Genomic DNA, 19155 nt, shown 5'->3' with positions numbered 1-19155 from the left:
AAGGTCGCAGCCGGGCTCCTGATCAACTCCGCCCCCCTAGCCACCGCACATGACGAGATCCGCCTCCCGCCCCTCACGATGATTCACGGCAGCGACGCCGTCACTCAATGTGCCTCAAGTTCGTACAGAAACCGGACCGCCGCGCCGACCGGGCGCTCTTCGGCATGGGGACCACTCGGCGGCGACCGGCCCACCGGGCGCCGGTCAGCGGGCGAGCACGTGACCGTCGTCGGGGCGGTGGTCACGGGAGCGGCGCAGGTCGGTGGTGACGTAAGTGCGTTGCAGCCAGCGGTCCGCTCCGTCGTAGCGGGGCTGGAAGGCGGTGCGGCCGTGGACGGTGACGCGGTTGTCGATGATGACCAGGTCACCGGGGCTCAGGCGCAGGGTGCGGGCGGTGGCCTCGCAGGCGCGGCCGAACTCGGCCAGCGCCGCGGTGGCCCGAGTGGTGAGCGGGGTGGTGACGAGTTGGGCCATGCGGATGTCGGGATCCTCGGCCGCCCCCGACAGCACCGGGCGGGGCTCGACGGCGGGTTCGCTCGTGGTGGTGCCCGGGCCGAAGGAGGGTGGTGGTGTGGTGATGAACTCCGCTGCGAACAGGGCCTGGCGGCCGGCCGGGGTGAGGAGCGGCAGTGCTTGGCGGATGCCGGCGACGCGCATGCCGGCGGTCCGGTCGTGGTCGGCGCGCAGGCACAGGAACACGACGTAGTCGGGCGGGTGGGGGTGGAAGCCGTTCTCGGTGTGGAAGGAGAGCGGCACCGATCCGGCGTTGCCGTGGAAGGTCTCCTGCCCGGGCACGGGCACGACGTCCTGCACGAGGGCGCCGGATTTCTCGGCCAGGTAGGCGAGGGGCTCGCCGAGCCCGCAGGCCACCATGGTGAGCAGCGCTGCCGGGACGCTGGGCCGGCGCTGGACCGAGCCGAGTACGGTCGGTGTCGCCGGCAGGGCCGCCTGGTCGACGGGCAGGCCGCCGATCACCAGGGTGCCGTGCGGGCCGGAGTGCCTGCGGAACCGGCTCACCTCACGGCGCAGCGGTAGCGGGAGGTCCTCCCAGGCGTCCCGGGCGCGTGCCACCCACTCGGGGCTGTCGACCTGGTCGTGTCCGCCGGTGCACAGGGTGCGGGCCAGCCGCTCGCACGCTCCGGCGTCGGCCGGATCCAGTTCCCAGTCGGCTGCGACGGGGCTTCGGGGCGTGCCGTGCGTCATCTCGGGCATCGGGTTCTCCTGCCGGGGGTGCGGAGGGCGGTCGCGCGGACTCAGGAGTGGCGCAGGCCGGCCACGGCGTCGGCGATGTAGTGGTCCCCGAATCGGATCAGGGAGGCGTACTGGGCTGCGCGGCGATGGCGCATGAGCCGTAGTTCGGCGACAGCGTTGTCGGGGCCTTCCGGCCGCTGCGCGATGGAACGACGCAGATGCACCATCGAGTACGCGAGAGTGACGTGCCGTTCGCCGTCCACGATGTCGGCCTCCAGTAGAGCGCCCCGCGCCTCGGCCAACTCTGGGGCGTGGGCCACCAGTTGCTCGTAGGAGTCGGGAATCACCAGGAGCAGGTCCTTCATCGCCGCCCGGAACAGCCTGTACCCGCGATGCTGACGCCCGCTCAACGGGATCTCCACGGAGGGAGGCGCCATGGTCCGGCGTATCGCCGTCATGTAGTAGTCCGCCGGGATCGTACTCGCGTGGTTCATGGCCGCCGGGAACCCCCGCACGTACACCGTTGCGTCCGCAAGCCGCAGCAGTGCCGCATCGCCGTCGCCGTTCCGCAGATGGCGGGTGGCGTCGGCCACGGCGACGGCGGCGCAGACGTTGAACAGGACGTGGACCTGGTGCCCGATGAGCCACCGAGCGCTCCACAAGCTCTCCGACGACGTCCCCGCACCGGGCTCGGGGGCGGCGACCGGCAAGACGGAATCGGCGTCGGGGTCGGCGTCGGGCGCCGCTCCGGTGAGGTCGAGCACCGACTGCCTCATCCCGGCCACCTCCATCGCCAGGTCGGCACCGGACAGCGGAGCATCGCACAGATCTTCCAGAGCGTGGTGGATGACCATGACACCGTGCAGAGCGGCCTGCTGGTCCGACAGCTCCACCTCGCGGACCCGGAAGTACGACTGGCTGACCGACTCCGCCGGCACGTCCTCACCGGCCAGCGCCGGAGCCAGAGCCGACAGCGCGGCCACCAACTCACCGGCCACCGCGGCGGCCTGGCGCAGCGCTGCGCTCCGCTCGACAGGTCCGGCATGGGTCCCCACCCCGGCCAGCACGCGCGCGGTCCGTCTCGCCTCGGCCGTGACCCGCGTGCCCAGCACCGGTACGGGCCGCCCCCCTCGGGGCTCACGGAAGACAGCGACAGCAGGGTGACCGGCGACCGGCGATAAGTTCACGGTTGGAATATGTCGCCAGGAACACGTCATGCGAAACCCTGATCCGCACGACGATTCCCGTACGGTGCACCGGAGTTGCCCGGCGACCAGCGGCGGCGGCCCCGGCCCGCCCTGCGGGCTCCGGCCGGCCCGGGCCGTCAGCGCCGCCGACCTCGACCGGGCCGCTTGCGCCGGAGAGGCTGTCGAGTCCGACCCTCGGCCCGCCGAACACCCTGTCGTCCTGTTCGCCCGCCGAACCGCCGAACTCAGGCCGCTACGAGGGCGAGCCCCGGCGAGGTCACCGTCGACGTCACTCCGACGGGTGGCGCTGAAGTCCGCACAGGAGCAGTTCGATCAGCCGCCGGGGGTCGTACTGCGGGTCTCCGCCTCCGATGCACAGGTTGCCGATGCCGCGCATGAGTTCGTAGGGCTGGGTGCCCGCCCTGATCTCACCGGCATCGACCGCGGCCTCGAGCAGCCGCGCGCAGACCGGCAGCAGGCGGTCGAGGAAGTGACCGTGCAGTGCGGCGAAGCCGCTGCTGTCCGACTGCATCGCATCGGCCAGCCCGTGTTTGGTGACCAGGAAGTCAACGAACAGGTCGATCCACCGGCGCAGCGCGGCGAAACCGGGCAGGGCGGGTCGGGAGGCCGGCTCGGGCTCGGGCTCGGAATCGGGGTGCCTGGTGACGGCGTCCCGGAGACGGTGGGACGGCCGGGGCCCGGCTTCGTGGTCGGGGCCGGGTGCGGCCGGGAGCCAGGTTGACTGCCCGTCACGTCGACCGCGGCGCCGCAGAGGAGCAGCACCGCGGCCAGCACGGTCAGGGCGACGGAGACGCCCAGCGCCCGGGACGCCGTGGAATGCGGGTCGACGTCCGGCATCAGTCCACGTACTCCTGAGCGACCTGGACGTACTCGAAGCCCTTGACCTCGGTGGCGATCTGCGTCTGGCCGGTCCTGGACGAGGCGATCAGGCTGTTCAGCAGGCCGGAGATCGCCCCGCTCAGTGCCGACTCGGTGTCCGAGCCGTCGGCGATGAACAGCGCCTTGGTCGCGACCTGTTCCAGCACGTCGCGCTTGGCTCCGCCGAAGCCGTAGGCGATCACGTGCGGGCGGCGGGGCCAGTCCCTGTCCACCAGCGTGCGGAAGGAGTTCCGCCAGTGCGCGTCGGTCGGAGCCCCGTCGGTCAGGAAGAACACCGTGGGTCGCAGCACACCGAGGTTCTGCGCCCGCAGATTGTCGACGTCCTGTTCGATGCACCGCCGCACCTGGTCGAATGCCTTGCCGTACTCCGTACGCCCGCCGCAGATCACCTCGGGCATGGTCGGCACCTGCTCCATGTCCGACATCGGGATCACCACGTGCACGTCGGTGGAGAAGGCGACCACGCAGACCCGGGCGAACTCCGACACCCGGGGGTTCATCGCCAGGTTGTAGTGCAGCCGGGAGAGGGTCGCGTTGAGCACCGCCTCGTGCGGCTTCATCGACGAGGACGCGTCGATCACCACGTAGGTGGGCAGACAGACTGACATGAGGCACCTCTGGGTTAGTGGTTGACGGCGAGGATGACGAGCAGGACCACGATCGACACGATGACGAGCGCGAGGGTCAGGCCGTCGCGCGGGCTGGACGCGGGCTTCTGCCGGGGCGGGGTGGGCGCCGGCACGGACTCCTTCCGGACGGCATAGATCTCGGCACGGCGCTGCACGGTCGTGACCGCCACCGGCGGGGCCGGGGGCAGCGCGCTGCGGGTCGGCCGTAGCGCCCTGAGGTAGGGCCCGCCGTTCAGGGCCTGGTGCAGCTGGGCGGCCGAGGGCCGCCGCTCGCGGTCGGTGGCGAGCAGCATGTCCAGCAGCACCTCGGAGGCCGCGGGCTGGCCCGGCCAGGGGGATGCGGCGACGGTGTGGAAGGCGTCCGCGTCCCGTCGGCCCGTCAGGCATTTGGCGACCAGCAGGGCGAGCCGGTACCGGTCGGTGTAGCGGTCCGCGTCGGTGCCCTGCGGGGTGAGCGGGTCGGCCCAGTTCGGCTGGTGGATGTCGGGCATCCTCTCCGGTCGGCAGCCGTCCACGTCGATGAGGTAGACGGACCGCTGCTCCGGGCTCCAGAAGGCGTTGGAGAACGACCAGTCCGAGTAGACCAGGCCCAAGCTCTCCAGGATCGCGGCCAGCTCCGTCAGCCGGCGGCAGGCGGCCAGCCGGCCGGCCGCGCCGGGGCCCGGCAGGCCGATCCGCCGGATCGACTCGTCGGACTTCGCCAGCCAGTCGACCTCCACGAAGCGTTCCTCGGCGAACGCGCCGCGCCGCAGTTCGGCGCGGTAGGCCTCGGGCGCCATCGGGATCACGCAGCCGGCGGCCGGGTCGTCGGGCCGGTGGATCCGGGCCGCGGGCCAGCACGTCCCGGCGTACAGGGCCGTCCGCTCCGGCGGCGACAGGGTATCCGGGGCCGCGATCAGGTCGTCGAGCCGGCGGGCGTCCTCCGGGTGCCGGCCGGGCCGGTAGAGCTTGGCCAGCCAGCCCGGATGGTCGGTCAGCGGCTGCACCGCGACGGACTGTCCGTTGTGCTCGGAGACCGCCTCACCGAGCGGTCCGAGAGCGTCGAGGCTCACGGACCTCGGCAACGCCCAGCCTCCCGGGTAGGCCGCCGCACTGCCGCACAGCTCCTGGTCCGTCATGCCCGGCCGCCGTTCCAGACCACGACCGCGGTCCGGTCGTCCAGGCACTGCGGCGCGTCGAAGCCGACGTCGGCGGTGAACCGGGTGGCCGGGACGGGCAAGCGCCAGGCGTTCGCGAAGTACTCGTTGACGTGGCCTGCCGGATCCGCCCACGCGTCGCCGATCCCGTCCGTGACCAGGGCGAGGGCGCCGCCGGGCGGCAGCGTGAGGTAGTGGCTCCGGGCCAGCTGCGGCGTGTCCGGCAGCCGCCCGGCGACGTCGTTCGAGAGCACCACGGCCGCCCGGTCCTTGGCATCGCCGGAGGAGCACTGCCACGGCCCGCCTCGCGGATCGAGCAGCCAGGCCGAGCTGTCGCCCAGCCAGCCGACCCAGGCCCGCGCGACTCCGTCCGCGTCCGGCTCGGCGAGCACCGCGGTGATCAGCACGGTGGCGACGTGCGAGGAGTCGACTCCGCGCCTGACCGCGTAGCCGGCGACCGACTCCGCAACCCGCCCGTACAGCTCCACGGCGTCGAGCCCGTCGAGGCCCCCGGCCTCGACCTGCGCGCGCAGCAGGGTGACGGCCTGGCTCGAGGCCGTGGTGGCACCGGCGTCGGACCAGGCCGCGCTGGACAGCCCGTCGGCCACGGCCACGATCGCGTACCGGCTGTCGCGGCTGCGCCCGATCCGGTACGAGTCCTGCCGCGGCCCGGCCGGTGGGCTGCAGCGGTGGCCGGGCCCGACGACCGAGGCCGCCCGGACGGCGAAGGCGCCGACCGCGGCCTCGTCGGCCGCGATCCCGTTCTGCACCGTGCGCTCCGGCAGCAGCCAGGGGTAGCCCTGGGCCGGGGCGCCGTTGCCGAAGCGGGGCACGCTCGGGTCGGTCGGGCGCTCTTGCAGGAGCGGCCTGGGCTTCGGCGGCCGGGCGGGAGGCGGCGGCGGACCGGGGAGGTGCTGGAAGACCGGCGCGGCCGGGCCGGGCCGGGGCTCCGGCGCGAGCCTGTCCCGTGGCCGGGAAGCCTCGGACCCGAGCACGGCCGCCATGCCGACCACCCCCACCGCTGCGAGGGCGAACACGTCGACCAGCCAGCCGTACCGCCGGTGCTCGGTGCTGACCTCGACGAAGGCCCCGGCCAGGACGGCCACCAGCAGCACCGTCCGTGCCCGCCCGATCAGGAGGACGCCCCGCCCGCTCACGACCGGTCCTCGCGATCGCGCGGGTGCGGACCGGCGGAGAAGTGCTGAGTGCCGTACTGCACCGCGAACACCTCACCTGACTGCGTGGCGGAATTGACCTGGATCACGACGCCCGGCCCCTTGTACCTCTCCGGTCCCTCCGGGACGCGCAGCGCGGCCAGCACCGCGAGGTCCCGGGCGATGGCCGGATCCCGGTCGAGCAACTGGGCCAGGGCCTCGGTCCAGTAGTCCACGACCGGGCCGTCGACCGCTCCCCTCGTGGCGGTCGACGGCCGGTCCAGTGCGGCGGACAGCTCCCTGCGGCGGCCGCCGCGAGCCCGCGCGATGACGCCGCTCATCAGCTGCCTGGCCTCCTGCCAGAGATCGGTGCCCATCGCGGAGCACAGCGCGGTGGCGGCGCTCGCGGCCAGCGCGGCGAGTTCCTCGTTCATCGGCGCGGCTCAACTCCGGTCGTTGTGGACGTACTGGTTGCCACGGCCGACGGCGAAGACCGTGCCGCGCCCGCCGGCCTGGATGAGTTGCTCCACGGCCCGTGGCCCCGGCCCCACGGAGTGCTCGTCGGCGCCGGCCTCTGGAGGCGGATCGACGCGCGGGCCGACCGGGCTGCCCGGATACCAGAGCCAGGCCCGGGCGGCGTACTCCTTGACCCGGACGTCGGCCGGGGTGAAGGCGTCGGCGTCGAGCCCCGAGTAGCCGTGACCGACCGTCTCCTCGTGGAAGTGCGGCGACAGGATCGCGGCCACGGGTGCCCCGTTCGGCGCGGCCAGGGTGGCCTGCCGCAGCGGCGCCGACTCGAGCAGCCGGGCCAGCGCCTCGAACGGCACGCCGGAGACGGTGCCCAGCGGATCGAGCCGGATCTCGCCGGCGTGCACCGCGGCCCGCACCCGCAGCCGGGTGTCCGGGCCGGCCTTCCGGTTGTGCGTGCGTATCCGCCGGCTCAGCCCCAGCAGCACCGGGACCAGCAGCCTGGGCTTGGGCAACCCGGCCGGGGCGACGAGCTGGCAGCCGTCGCCGGTGTCGACGTACGCGAAGTCCTGGGAGTCCAGCCCGGCGACGGCGATTGCTTCCAACAGCGCCGACCGCAGCACCCTGCGGATCTCCTGAAGCCGCTGCTCGCCGCGGCCGGCAGAGGCCGCGATGTCACACGCCAACAGCGCTCGGTACTCGTACCTCGGATTCACATTCCCTCCGCGATCACGACAGGGGCAGGCGGACAGAAGGCCGGCATTCCGGCTTCCCCGTTGTCCGGTGCCGTCACGATGATTGACGGGAGCGTAGAGGAGGGGTCCTCGGATGGATCGGCTACTAATACGGATTGCGCCGCTTCGGCGGGCAGAGGAGGAGAGGTGCGGCCGATGACCAGCACAACGGTTCGCCGGACTACGGCCTACTGGCCGCCGGCCGGGCTGCTGGGACGGGTCGGCGAGGCCGACCGCGCGGTCCTGCTGGGGCTCGGCCACGGCGTGGCCTACCCGGCCGGACAGATCGTCATCCACGAGGCGGACACCTCGGACTTCGCCCTGCTGCTGCTCGGCGGCATGGTGAAGGTCACCGCGCGCGCCCAGGACGGCCGCGAGGCACTGCTGGCCGTACGGATGGCGGGGGACCTGGTCGGGGAGTTCGCCGGGATCGACGGCCAGCCGCGCATCGGCACCGTGACCGCCTGCGGCAAGGTGGCGGCCCGTTACATCCTGCGGTCCGAACTCCTGGCGTGCACCGAACGGCGCCCCGCCATCGGCCTCGCGCTCAGTGCGAGCGTGGTCGCCAAGCTGCGCACGGCGACCGGCCGGATCGTCGACTTCACCGGCTGCGACGTGCTCGGGCGCCTCGCCAGGATCCTGCACCACCTGGCCGTCACCTACGGCCGCCCCGGCCGCAACAGAGCTGAACTCCCTCTCTCGCAGCCGGAGATGGCGACTCTGGTCGGCGCGGCGGAGTCCTCCGTCCACAAGGCCCTGCGGGCCCTGCGGGAGTCGGGCGCGGTCAAGACCGGCTACCGCAGGATCACCATCCTCGACCTTGACCACCTGGCCCGGATCGCCGCCGAGGCCGCACCACCGCAGGACGCCGCCGCCGGGCTCGCCCGTCCGCCGGCGGGTCCCGCCAAACACGTATAAGTGCCGGGTTCGTACGACGGGACCGCTGCCACCATGGCCGGGCTCAGGACCTGAGCGCGCTGAGGAGGAGGGGGAAGCACATGCCAGCGAACAACAGCGCTCCGGGCGCTTCCGGCGGGATCGGGGTCGGCAACGTCTCCGGCACGGTTGTCGTGGGTGACGGAAACACCGTCAACACCCTGAGGATCACCGCCGCGTCCGGTTCGTATGTCACCGTGAACGCGGGGCCGCTGCCGACACCGGTCAAGCGACAGCCGATCTCCCAGCTCCCCCGCCCCGCCGCCGATCCGTTCATCGGACGCGAGCAGGACGTGCATGCGCTGCAAGCGGCCATCCAGACACGTCAGTTGGTGCAGGTCTGGGGCGAATCCGGAGTCGGCAAGAGCACCCTGCTGCGTCACCTCGCCCGGACGATGCCGCGCGGGCCGGAGGGCGTGGCGTACATCGAGGCCGGCGGCCGCACGGCCGACGACATCGCGCAGGCGATCTTCGACATCAGCTTCGACGCGCCGAACTACAAGCCGTCGCTGGAGGTGCTGAAGGAGCACCTCAAGACGCTGCGGCTACGGATCTACCTGGACGACACGGGACTTGACGAGCGGGGCCTGCGCCAGCTCTTCGACCTGGCCGCGCACTCCACCTTCGTCTTCACCTCGCAGCAGCGCTCCACGGTCTCCGGCGTGCACGCGCTCCAGCTCCAGGGGCTGTCCCTCCGGGCAGCGGCACAGCTGATGGAGACGCTGCTCCAGCGCACGCTGCTCGGCGACGAGACGCGGACGATGGCCGCGCTGCGCGACGCGGTGGACGGCAATCCGCTCCGCCTGCGCCGCATCGCCTCCTCGGCCGCAGCCGGCAACCGCCTGCCGAGCATCGCCGAACTCCCCGCCCTGCTGCCCGCCTTGGTGAACAGGCTCACGCCACAGGAGCGCGACCTGCTGCACCTGCTCGGCTCCCTCTCCGGCGCCGAACTGGCCCCCCGCCACCTGGGCGACCTGCTCGGCAGACCCGACACCGACACCCTCGCCGACGGCCTGGTGCAGCACGGTCTGCTACTCGCCTCGGAGACCGGCTACAGCTGCCCGCCGGACGTCGCCGAGCACGTACTGACCAGGTGGGCGACTCGGTACCCGGCCGACCGCCTCTGCCGCACCCTCACCGACTGGGCCCGGGCGAGGGACACCACCCCGGCCGAGGTCGCCGCCCACTTCCAGGCCCTGGACGTTGCCATCCTCCAGGCCGAGAACGACGGACACCCGGATCTCGGCGTAGCACTGGCCCGCGCCGCCTCCCCGAAGCTCGCCCTCTCCGGCCAGTTCGACGCCTGGGGCAGCCTCCTCGGCGCCGGTTGGACAGCAGCCAAGGCGGCCGGCGACAAGCCGGCCGAAGACTTCTTCCTGAACGAGGCCCGCACCCGCCGCCGGGCGATCGGCCGCGCCGCACTCACCACGGCCCTGGTCCTCGAAGCGGACGTGCTGTGGCATGAACTCACCGCCCTGCACGCCCATTCGGCGGCCCACCACCTCGTCAACGCGGCGACACAGCCCATCCACCCGACAGTCGCGACACACCTCCCGCCCCACCCACCGACCGTCGTACACCCGCCCACCACCCCGGCCCCCGTGCACCCGCCCGTGCACCCACCCGTGGCGAAGCACGTGGTCGACTTCTCGCACCACGCCACCCAACCGCCGCCGACCCCGGCCCCGGCCCACTCGGCGCCCCCGCACCCCGCACCCACCCACGTGGCGAGCACACCCACCACCCCGCACATTCCGCAGCGGATCGACCTCTCCCAGGCCCACACGGCCACCCAGCCGACCCACATCGCGACCTCGGCCACAACCACGACAACGCCTACGACCACCACCGTGGCCGGCACCGGTCACACGGCGGTCACCGCCACCGCTGCGGCAGGCGCCAAGGGCGGGCTGACCGCGCTCATCGTCGCCTCCACGCTCGGCCTGGTCGCCGTGGTGGGCGTGGGCGCCGTGGTCTACGCGGAGGACCGACCGAGCCCGGCACCAGCCGTCGTATCGGCCCCCACCTTCCCGCCGGACACTTTCAGTCTCCCGCCGATCCCAGCCCCCTCGACGGACCGGGTCGACGACAGCACGCCCACCCCCGCGCCCCCGCCCTCCCCCTGGCCCACCGCAGACCCCGGGTGCAGCATGACAGACGCCTGGTCGACGGCGATCAACCAGCACAACACCGACCTCGACACGCTGAACAGCGCCATCGACGCCTACAACCGTGCAATGGACGCCCACAACTCGGACCAGACGTCACCCATTCCGGACTACAGCGCGGTGAGCTCCGCCGCCGGCACCCTCATCGGCGATGTGAACTCCAGGGATTCCCTGTTGCACAGCGCCCTGTCGAAGGCCCAGGACCCCTCTGTGGTGGCAGATCTCAACACCATGCTGACTGCCAATCAGCAGGAGGGCCAGCAGTACCAGGCGGTCCAGAACCATCAGGCCGACGGTGACTACACGTCGAGCCAGACCTCCGCCCTGAACTCCGCTTACCACGACCTGGTCCTCAGATGCATCGTCTGATCATCCGTCACATCGACCGGAAAGGGCACCCATGCCCAGCGACCCCACCCCCACCGACATCCACACCGGAGATGTCTCCGGCACCTTCATCGTCGGCGACAACAACCGCGTCACCAACACGACGCACCACCCCGAGGAACCCCAACCAATACCGCGCCAGCTGAACTCAGCCGAGGACCAGGCCGCCGTCTTCGCCGTCGAACACGGCACCATGCACGTCACCTACAACACGACGGAACGCTGAGCGCAGCGCGTGTGCCCCGGCCGATCGATCGATCGGCCGGGGCACACGCTCGGACTCCACTCACTCCTCCTCGGCCAGCAACTCCAGATCCTGAGCAGTGAGCGTCGCCGTCTTCAGCAACTCCCTGATCAGATTCACGCTCAGCGTCGACCCGACCGGCTCGCCGACCTCCTCCCGCAGTAGCCCCCGCACGCCCCGCCGGTGCAACCGCTCCCGCACGTCCTCCACCGTGTTCGCGACCGACCTGAAGGTCCATGACTTGGTCGTGTACGGCGAGGCGTTGACCAGCCGGGCGGTGTCCTCCCAGGCCAGCGGCAGCGGAAAGGCGTCGTGCCCCTGCAGATACCGCCGCGCGAGCGCCGTGAGCACCAGCCGCTCCTGCGGCGCGAGTTCGTAGACCGTCTCGGGGTCCACCGTCTCCGCGCCGCTCGTGGAGCGGGGGTGGCGGTCGTCCTCGCCCACCAGCCGGACCTCCATCAGGTGAGAGCGCCGCTTGGACGAGTTGATCACCAGCGGGGTGTACCCGGGCTCGACGATCCGCTTGTGACCGGTGAGCATCAGCGCGCCGTCGGGCAGTTCGATCGGCAGGTTGCCGGTGTTGACGATCCACCAGTCACCGGCCGTGCCCGTGCAGGTGAAGACCCCGTGCCGGCGGCTGACCGTCGGATCGTCGACCCCGACCGGCACATGGACTCCGTCGCGGTCGCGCCCGAACAGCAGCGTGTACCGGCGCGGCGGCACCGCGTACCCGCCCTCCGGCCCCAGCACGAAGATCGTCCCCGGCGGAGCCTCCGGCACTCCGGCCGAAGGGCTACCCGGCGGCAGCATCTGGGGTGGGAATCTTCCGTCCATCTCACGTACCTCCGGCTCGGGTCGCGCCAGTGTACGAGCGCCCTGCGAGGACCGGTCCTCCAGCTGGCGCGAACATGCCGTTTGTGGACGGTACTTGCTGATAGTCTGCCCGCCGTCAGTGCGAGCGGTGGGGGACCAGCTGATGATGGACGGCACGATCGCCGAGCCGCTCGGCTCGGACGATCCACAGGAGATCGGCAGCTTCCACATCATCGGCCTGCTCGGGGTCGGGGGCATGGGCGAGGTCTACCTCGGGGCGTCCGACCGGGGCTACGCCGCCGTCAAGCGCGTCCGGCCGAGGCTGGTCCCCAGCGAGCGGTTCGAACGCGAGGTCGGCATCCTCCACCGCGTGCCGCCCGGGGTCGGGCCACGGGTGCTGGCGAGCGACGGCACCGCGGAACGCCCCTGGTTCGCCGCCGAGTACGTACCCGGGCTCACCGTGGACGAGGCCGTCCGGCTGCGCGGCCCGCTGCCCGCCGAGGCGCTCTGGCTGCTGCTGGCCGAGACGGCCGCCCAACTACGGGCCGTGCACGCCGCGGGGATCGTGCACCGCGATGTGAAGCCCGGCAACGTGATGCTGGTGCGGGACGGCGTGCAACTGATCGACTTCGGCATAGCCCGCGCCGCCGACCAGGCGAGGCTCACCCGGAGCGGCGGCAGCTACGGAACGCAGGGCTTCTCGGCACCGGAGCAGCAGGCCGGGGACGAGAACGTCGACGCGCCCGCGGACGTCTTCTCGCTCGGGGCGCTCCTGCTCTACGCCGCCTCGGGCCGCACGCCCGGCGTCATCCCGGACGCCGAACCGCTGCGCGCCGTGGACCCCGACCTCGCCGCCGTCGTCGAGTCCTGCACGTCCGCCGACCCCGGCGCCCGCCCCACCGCCCACCAGGTGGCCGAGTCGGCCCGCGCGCACCTGCCCGTGCCGGCGCCGGCCTGGCCCGCCGAGATCGCCGCACGCATCGCCGCGCGACGTGCGTTCGCCGCCACACCGGTCAGCAAGCTGGACACCGTCCCACCGCCGGAGCTGACTGCGGGGCCGACACCCGAGGCCGTGCCCACCGTCCCCTTCCTGCCCCGCCTTCGGCGCAAACACCTACTGCTGCTCTCGGCCGCCGCACTGATCGCCCTCGGTGCCGTCGCAGTCTTCATGCACAGCCCGTCCACACTCCCACCCGACGTCAGCCTGCGGTCGCCCGGCAGCACGCCCACCACCGTCCGTCCCGCAACCACGACCACGACCGCCCCATCGCCCTCCCCCACCCCGACTCCGACGACCCCGACCGTCACACCGACCGTCATACCGAGCCCGTCCCGCACGGACCCGGGCGCCGCCCCGAGCCCGACCCACCGGAGCACCACCACTGCACCGGGCCCGGTCGCCGTCACGCCCCCCGCGACACCGCCGCCTGCCGCCGGCCCCACCGCCTCGCCGATCGGCGGCATCAACGGCGGCGACGACCCGGCGCAGGTCAAGGGCTCCGAGGCCGACACCGGCTGGGTCGCCAACGACGCCACCTGCTCCGCCTGGCTGGACGCCGACGGCTCGGGCCGGCTCGCCGGCGTCCTCAACACCTCGCTGGGCCAGACCTGCGACGCCGAGCTCTTCCGCAGTGACGGCATCGCGTACACCTTCCAGGCCGGCTGGGGAGCCGCGAAGACGAACTTCATCCCGGACACCGGCACCACCATGTGGATCTGCGTCTGGAACGCGAGCGACCAGGCCGGCGAGCAGTGCTCCGCCCGTTTCGCCATGAACGGCACCACCCCGGTCAGAAGATGAGGCCCGGCCGAACCCGGGTTCAGTTCATCAAGGGGCTGCGTGGACGCCCGCGCAACCGGCCCAAGCGGCTCTTCGCGAACCGGGGCCACGACTTCGACAAGTACCGCCGCCTGCTGTGGAAGCACGGCATCAAGCCGCTCATCGCCCGACGCGGTGTCGCACATGGCTCCGGCCTCGCGTCGCCTTCGAACGTCCTCCATCACCAAGGCACCTGATCGGCATCGGACCCGACGTGGACAAGTTCCCGCGCGGATGCCCAACTGCCCTTCCTACAGCGCCCGGTGGGCTGCAATCAGGTCGCGGTACCAGGCGTACGACGCCTTCGGCGTCCGTCGCTGGGTCTCGAAGTCGACGTGGACGAGACCGAAGCGCTGATTGAATCCCTCAGCCCACTCGAAGTTGTCCAGCAGAGACCAGGTGTAGTATCCCCGGACGTCCACCCCCTCGGCCACCGCGTGGGCCACCGCGTCGAGGTGCCCGGCCAGGTAGTCGATCCGGAACCGGTCGTCCACCGTGCCGTCCGGGGCGACTTCGTCGGCCACCGAGCAGCCGTTCTCCGTGATCGTGACCGGCGGCAACGCCGCGCCGTACCGCTCCCGCAGGCCGACCAGCAGCTCGCGCAGCCCGTCCGGGACCACCGGCCAGTCGAAGGCCGTCCGCGGCGCGCCCTCGATCCGCACGTCCGAGAAGGGCAGACCGGGATCCGTCGGCGCCGAAATCCGCGTGGGGTTGTAGTAGTTGACGCCAAGCCCGTCCAACCCCGGCCCGGAGATCAGCTTCAGATCACCGTCGCGGACGACCCCGTCCAGCTCCACCCCGAACGCGCTCAGGTCCGGATAGCGCCCCAACAGCAGCGGATCCGTGAACAGCCGGTTGTGCAGCGCGTCGTACGCCTCCGCCGCCACCACGTCGGCCTCGGCCTCCGAAGCAGCCTGCACCGGCGTCAGGTTGTTCGCGATCAGCACCTCCCGCCCGTGCTCGCGCAGCACCGAGGCCGCCAACCCGTGCCCCAGCAGCTGGTGGTGGGCGGCGGGCAGCGCGTCCAGCATCAACGCCCGCCCCGGCGCGTGTATCCCCATCGCGTAGCCGTACACCATGTGGACGAAGGGCTCGTTGAGCGTGATCCAGGCCGGCACCCGGTCCCCCAGCCGCCCGAGCACAGCGGAAACGTACTCCGCGAAGCGGTAGGCCGTGTCCCGCGCCAACCAGCCCCCCTCATCCTCGAGAGCCTGCGGCAGATCCCAGTGGAACAGCGTCGGCAGCGGCGTGATCCCCGCCTCCAGCAGCGAGTCCACCAGCCGCTCGTAGAAATCCAGCCCCGCCGCGTTGACCGCACCGCTCCCACCCGGCTGCACCCGGGGCCAGGCGATCGAGAACCGGTACCCGTCGAGCCCCAACTCCCGCATCAGCGCGACGTCTTCGCCGTACCGGTGGTAGTGGTCGCACGCCACCCGCCCGGTGTGCCCGTCCTTCACCGCCCCCGGCCGCTCCACAAAAGCGTCCCACACCGAGCGCCCCCGCCCGTCCTCCTCCACCGCCCCCTCGATCTGGTACGAGGCCGTCGAAACACCCCAGCGGAACCCCGCCGGCAGCTCAACCTTCTTCGCCATGCCCAACCCCTTCGCTAACATGAGGATCACTCATGTTAGCGGCGCGCCCTGAAAACACCAGAGGCCTTCCCCGCCGGGAAGACGGGATGACATCGCGCGGAAGCCGGTGCGGGCGCCCGGCCGCGAAGAGGCCGCCGCCCCAGCCGTCGGAGTGCGGGGCACCCGCCGTGCGCGCAGACTGTCACCACCTGGGCACGGCATGGTGGGAGGCTGTCATGACGAAGCGGGCATTCCTGGTGCTGCTGGCTCTGCTGGTAGCGGGGTGCGGCAGCGGCGGCGGTGGCTCCACCGCGCCGACCTCGGCGCAGCCGAGCGGCAACGGGGTGGAGTCGCTCGGCGCGAAGGACATCGTGGCGAGGTCCGTGCAGACCCTGAAGGACGGTAGATCGGCGCACCTGACGGGGCAGACCAGCTCCGACGGCCAGACCGTGACGATGGACCTGGCGATGGACACCACCGGGAACTGTGCCGGGACGGTCAGCCAGACCGATCAGGGCACCTTCAAGCTGGTGAAGCTCGGCAAGCAGGTCTGGGTCAAGCCGGATGCGGCGTTCTGGCAGACGCACGGCGGCCCGGCGACGGCCCAGCTGGTCGGCGACAAGTACCTGAAGACCAGCTCGGACAACCCCGACTTCGCCCAGTTGGCCTCGGTGTGCGACCTGAACACGCTCGCGGACTCGATCGGCAGCGTGGACACGGTGACGACGGGCGGCCGCACCACGGTGAACGGGACCGACGCCGTCGCCCTCAACGGGACCAAGGGCGCCGACAGCGGCACCGTCTACGTGGCCGTCACCGGGAAGCCGTACCCGCTGCGGATCGAGAAGAGCGGCGGCAAGCTCGACTTCAAGGACTTCGGCACGCCGGTGCCGACGACCACTCCCTCGCCGGACCAGAGCATCGACCTGGACGAGCTCAACCGGGAGACCACGAGCCAGAGCCCCTCGGCATCCGCAGCCTGAGGCATTGAAACACCGAGTTCGGCACGACAGGCGGTTTCCAGCCACCTTGATCGTCGGCGACACGGCCCCCCGGGACACAACCGGAGGGCCTTTGTCCGGTTCTGGCCCGGCTGTGACCAGATGGGCCACCCCCGTGAAGTTGGCGTGTTCACTTCGAACTTTCGTTCCGATTTCCCCAAAAGATGCGAGTCATACCTTCAGGCCGGTATTACTTGGTCGTCCCGACCACTGATGGGGAGTCAGAATGACGATCGAAGCCGATATCGAAGCCTTCCGAGAAGGCAGTCGACGCAGCCTCAGCACCGCTGCCGCGAGAAATCTGGCGACCACCACGAAATCCGCTCCGCAGATGCGCGGAATAAGCTCGCGCTGGCTGCTGCGCCGGCTTCCGTGGGTCGAGGTCTCCGGTGGAACGTATCGCGTCAACCGTCGGCTCTCCCTTGCGGTCGGGCGCGGCCGGGTCGGGTTCGTCCAGACCGGGGCGGACGATGTGCGGATCATCCCCGAGACCCTGCGCGAGCTGCCCGCGCTGCGCGGATTCGGCGACGACGCCCTGCTCAGGGAGCTGGCCGGGCGGTTCACCGCCCGGGAGTTCCGCAGCGGAGAGGTCATCGTCGAGGAGGGAGCACCGATCGGTGAGGTCTTCATCGTCGCGCACGGCCGAATAGAGCGGATCGTCACCGGGAAATACGGCGACCAGGAGACCAGGGGTGTCCTCGCCGACGGTGACCATCTCGGTGACGAGGCCCTGCTGCAGACCGACCCGCTCTGGACGGCGACATTCAAGGCCGCCACTGCCGGGACGATCCTGGCGATTTCCTGGAATTCCTTCCAGGAATTGTTCCACCGCTCCGAGGAGCTCCGCTCGCACATCGGGGAATTCCTCGCCACCGCATCCCGGAAGGTGAATTCCAAGGGCGAGGTGGAGGTCACGGTGGCCGCCGGCCACGAGGGCGAGGCCGAGATCCCCGGCACCTTCGTCGACTACGACCTCGCGCCGCGCGAGTACGAGCTGGCCCCGACCCAGACCATCCTGCGGGTGCACTCCCGGGTCGCCGACCTCTACAACGACCCGATGGACCAGATCGAGGAGCAGCTCAAGCTGACGATCCAGGAGATCCGGGAGCGGCAGGAGTGGGAGCTGCTGAACAACCGGGACTTCGGCCTGCTGCACAACGCCGACTACGATCAGCGGATCAACACCTGGTCCGGGCCGCCGACCCCGGACGACATGGACGACCTGCTGTCGATGCGCCGGGGCACCGACCTCTTCCTCGCCCACCCCAAGGCGATCGCGGCCTTCTTCCGCGAGTGCACCAAGCGCGGCATCTACCCGGAGCACGCCGAGGTCGACGGCCACCGCGTGCCGGCCTGGCGCGGGGTGCCGATCTTCCCCTCCGGCAAGATCCCGGTCACCGGCGGGCAGATGAGCTCGATCCTGGCGATGCGCACCGGCGAGCACCGGCAGGGCGTCGTCGGGCTGCACCAGACGGGCATCCCGGACGAGTACGAGCCCGGGCTGAACGTGCGCTTCATGGGCATCGATGACCAGGCCATCATCAAGTACCTGGTGACGGCCTACGCGTCGGTGGCGATCCTGGTCCAGGACGCCGTCGGCGTCCTGGAGAACGTCCACGTCGCCGCACCCAGGTCCTGACCGATGGCAACCGCGTTCAGGCCCGGGCCGACCGGGCTCGGCACCTCGGCGGCCCGGCTGCGGCCGCCCGCGAAGGCGCCCCGTCGCACGCTGCCCGAGCTGTACTGCCCACCCCACCTGCGCGACGACCGCGCCCTGGGCGAGGAGGTCAACGAGCGCCTCGTGCGCTGGGCCGGGCAGGTGGGGATCTACGCGGGGCAGACCGAGAAGTTCCGCGCGGCCGACTTCGGGCGGCTGCTGATGCTGACCCACCCCGACACCGACGACCCGGACCGGCTGCTGGCGGCGGCCCGGTGCATGGCGGCGGAGTTCGCCGTCGACGACTACTTCTGCGACGAGGCCGCGGCCGGTGACCACCCCGAGCGGCTCGGGGCCCAGTTGATGCTCGCCCAGTCGGCCATCGATCCGGCCCAGCTGCCGGCCGCCGTCCGGCCCTCGTACGAGCGGGCGATGCGCGAACAGCCCGTCCTGAACGCGCTGCGGCGCTCGGTGCGGGAGCTGGCGCCGTACGCGAGCGGGGCGCAGGTCAACCGGCTGCGGCAGGAGATCGCCGGGCTGTTCCTCGGCATGGACGCCGAGGCCGGGTGGCGGATCGGCGGGAGTCTGCCGCCGGTCTGGGAGTACCTGGCCAACCGTCAGATGAACAGCTTCCTGCCCTGCCTGGCGCTGGTGGACGTGGTGGGCGGCTACGAGCTGCCCGCCACCGTCTACGGGCGGCCGGACGTGCGCCGGGCCACCCTGCTGGCGGCCCTCGCCTCCGTGCTGCTCAACGACGTCTATTCGATGCACAAGGAGGGCGGCGCCGACGCCGTCGAGTACAACCTGCCGACCGTGATCGCGGCGGAGGAGGGCTGCTCGCTCGACGAGGCCGTCCGGCGCTCCGCCGATCTGCACAACGAGACCGTCCGCTCCTTCGAGGCCGCCGCCGCCGAGCTCAGCCTCGCCGGTGACCCGCTGCTGACCCGCTACCTGGGCGCCTTGTGGGCCTGGCTCGGCGGCAACCGCGAGTGGCACGCCAGTAGCCCCCGATACAACCAGAGTTAGGAAAACTCCATGACCACGGTCGACACCGGCAACGACGTCCTTGCCACCCGCTACCAGAAGTCGGTGGCCGAGTACTGGAACCAGGAGGCGGACCCGGTCAACATCCGCCTCGGTGAGGTCTCGGGCACCTTCCA

The 19155-nt window shown here is 71.6% G+C and carries 17 protein-coding genes and 1 pseudogene; 8 read left to right on the top strand and 10 right to left on the bottom strand.

Annotated features, from left to right (window positions below; all coding sequences use genetic code 11):
- Positions 1 to 204: 204 nt before the first annotated feature.
- From ABT095_RS26895 to ABT095_RS26860, 8 genes are all read right to left on the bottom strand, one after another.
- Positions 205 to 1212 (bottom strand): TauD/TfdA family dioxygenase, encoded by a 1008-nt coding sequence (locus ABT095_RS26895; RefSeq protein WP_350532092.1) that lies wholly within the window; start codon positions 1210 to 1212, stop codon positions 205 to 207.
- A 41-nt stretch (positions 1213 to 1253) separates the two neighbouring features.
- Positions 1254 to 2303 carry a 3-methyl-L-tyrosine peroxygenase-related protein gene (locus ABT095_RS26890; protein ID WP_350532091.1) on the bottom strand — a complete coding sequence of 350 codons (1050 nt, stop codon included), beginning with the start codon at positions 2301 to 2303 and terminating at the stop codon, positions 1254 to 1256.
- Between the two features lie 364 nt (positions 2304 to 2667).
- A complete protein-coding gene (locus ABT095_RS38880) occupies positions 2668 to 3150 on the bottom strand; it encodes an SbtR family transcriptional regulator (RefSeq protein ID WP_502885020.1) in 483 nt (160 codons plus the stop codon).
- Positions 3151 to 3235: 85 nt separating this feature from the next.
- On the bottom strand, positions 3236 to 3886 hold the full coding sequence (locus ABT095_RS26880) for a vWA domain-containing protein (RefSeq protein WP_350532090.1): 651 nt from the start codon (positions 3884 to 3886) through the stop codon (positions 3236 to 3238).
- Between the two features lie 14 nt (positions 3887 to 3900).
- The gene (locus tag ABT095_RS26875; protein ID WP_350532089.1) at positions 3901 to 5025 is read right to left on the bottom strand and encodes a serine/threonine-protein kinase; all 1125 of its coding nucleotides are present in this window, start codon (positions 5023 to 5025) and stop codon (positions 3901 to 3903) included.
- On the bottom strand, positions 5022 to 6200 hold the full coding sequence (locus ABT095_RS26870; protein WP_350532088.1) for a protein phosphatase 2C domain-containing protein: 1179 nt from the start codon (positions 6198 to 6200) through the stop codon (positions 5022 to 5024). The genes ABT095_RS26875 and ABT095_RS26870 overlap by 4 nt, the downstream gene beginning before the upstream one ends.
- Positions 6197 to 6631 carry a hypothetical protein gene (locus ABT095_RS26865; RefSeq protein ID WP_350532087.1) on the bottom strand — a complete coding sequence of 145 codons (435 nt, stop codon included), beginning with the start codon at positions 6629 to 6631 and terminating at the stop codon, positions 6197 to 6199. Before ABT095_RS26865 ends, ABT095_RS26870 begins: the two co-directional genes overlap by 4 nt.
- Before the next feature lie 9 nt (positions 6632 to 6640).
- Positions 6641 to 7351 (bottom strand): hypothetical protein, encoded by a 711-nt coding sequence (locus ABT095_RS26860; protein WP_350532086.1) that lies wholly within the window; start codon positions 7349 to 7351, stop codon positions 6641 to 6643.
- 204 nt (positions 7352 to 7555) lie between these two features.
- Here ABT095_RS26860 and ABT095_RS26855 point away from each other — a divergent pair, with 204 nt between their 5' ends.
- The 3 genes from ABT095_RS26855 to ABT095_RS26845 all read left to right on the top strand — a co-directional run bounded on the left by ABT095_RS26855 (position 7556) and on the right by ABT095_RS26845 (position 11116).
- Complete coding sequence (locus ABT095_RS26855) at positions 7556 to 8317, top strand: Crp/Fnr family transcriptional regulator (RefSeq protein WP_350532085.1); 762 nt, start codon at positions 7556 to 7558, stop codon at positions 8315 to 8317.
- A gap of 80 nt (positions 8318 to 8397) precedes the next feature.
- Positions 8398 to 10872 carry an AAA family ATPase gene (locus ABT095_RS26850; protein ID WP_350532084.1) on the top strand — a complete coding sequence of 825 codons (2475 nt, stop codon included), beginning with the start codon at positions 8398 to 8400 and terminating at the stop codon, positions 10870 to 10872.
- Between the two features lie 31 nt (positions 10873 to 10903).
- Entirely contained in the window at positions 10904 to 11116 is a 213-nt protein-coding gene (locus tag ABT095_RS26845; RefSeq protein WP_350532083.1) for a hypothetical protein, read from the top strand.
- Between the two features lie 60 nt (positions 11117 to 11176).
- On the opposite strand, the gene ABT095_RS26840 is transcribed toward ABT095_RS26845, so the two are convergent.
- Positions 11177 to 11968, bottom strand: a complete 792-nt coding sequence (locus ABT095_RS26840) for an FHA domain-containing protein (RefSeq protein ID WP_350532082.1) — start codon at positions 11966 to 11968, stop codon at positions 11177 to 11179.
- Positions 11969 to 12095: 127 nt separating this feature from the next.
- Between ABT095_RS26840 and ABT095_RS26835 the strand changes: the two genes are divergently transcribed.
- Both ABT095_RS26835 and ABT095_RS26830 read left to right on the top strand, forming a co-directional pair.
- Entirely contained in the window at positions 12096 to 13748 is a 1653-nt protein-coding gene (locus ABT095_RS26835) for a serine/threonine-protein kinase (RefSeq protein ID WP_350532081.1), read from the top strand.
- 26 nt (positions 13749 to 13774) lie between these two features.
- Positions 13775 to 13924, top strand: a pseudogene (locus ABT095_RS26830) (IS5/IS1182 family transposase); the annotation flags it as partial.
- Between the two features lie 93 nt (positions 13925 to 14017).
- Here ABT095_RS26830 and ABT095_RS26825 read toward each other — a convergent pair.
- Positions 14018 to 15358: a GH1 family beta-glucosidase gene (locus ABT095_RS26825; RefSeq protein ID WP_350532080.1), complete on the bottom strand. Its 1341-nt coding sequence runs from the start codon at positions 15356 to 15358 to the stop codon at positions 14018 to 14020.
- A 215-nt stretch (positions 15359 to 15573) separates the two neighbouring features.
- Here ABT095_RS26825 and ABT095_RS26820 point away from each other — a divergent pair, with 215 nt between their 5' ends.
- The 3 genes from ABT095_RS26820 to ABT095_RS26810 all read left to right on the top strand — a co-directional run bounded on the left by ABT095_RS26820 (position 15574) and on the right by ABT095_RS26810 (position 19021).
- The gene (locus ABT095_RS26820; RefSeq protein ID WP_350532079.1) at positions 15574 to 16320 is read left to right on the top strand and encodes a hypothetical protein; all 747 of its coding nucleotides are present in this window, start codon (positions 15574 to 15576) and stop codon (positions 16318 to 16320) included.
- Positions 16321 to 16564: 244 nt separating this feature from the next.
- Positions 16565 to 17977, top strand: a complete 1413-nt coding sequence (locus ABT095_RS26815; protein ID WP_350532078.1) for a family 2B encapsulin nanocompartment shell protein — start codon at positions 16565 to 16567, stop codon at positions 17975 to 17977.
- Between the two features lie 3 nt (positions 17978 to 17980).
- A complete protein-coding gene (locus tag ABT095_RS26810) occupies positions 17981 to 19021 on the top strand; it encodes a family 2 encapsulin nanocompartment cargo protein terpene cyclase (protein ID WP_350532077.1) in 1041 nt (346 codons plus the stop codon).
- The last annotated feature ends 134 nt before the right edge of the window (positions 19022 to 19155 follow it).

The sequence above is a fragment of the Kitasatospora sp. NPDC002227 genome, assembly GCF_040296285.1.
Lineage (GTDB): Bacteria > Actinomycetota > Actinomycetes > Streptomycetales > Streptomycetaceae > Kitasatospora.
This window is presented reverse-complemented; position numbering and strand designations above follow the sequence as displayed.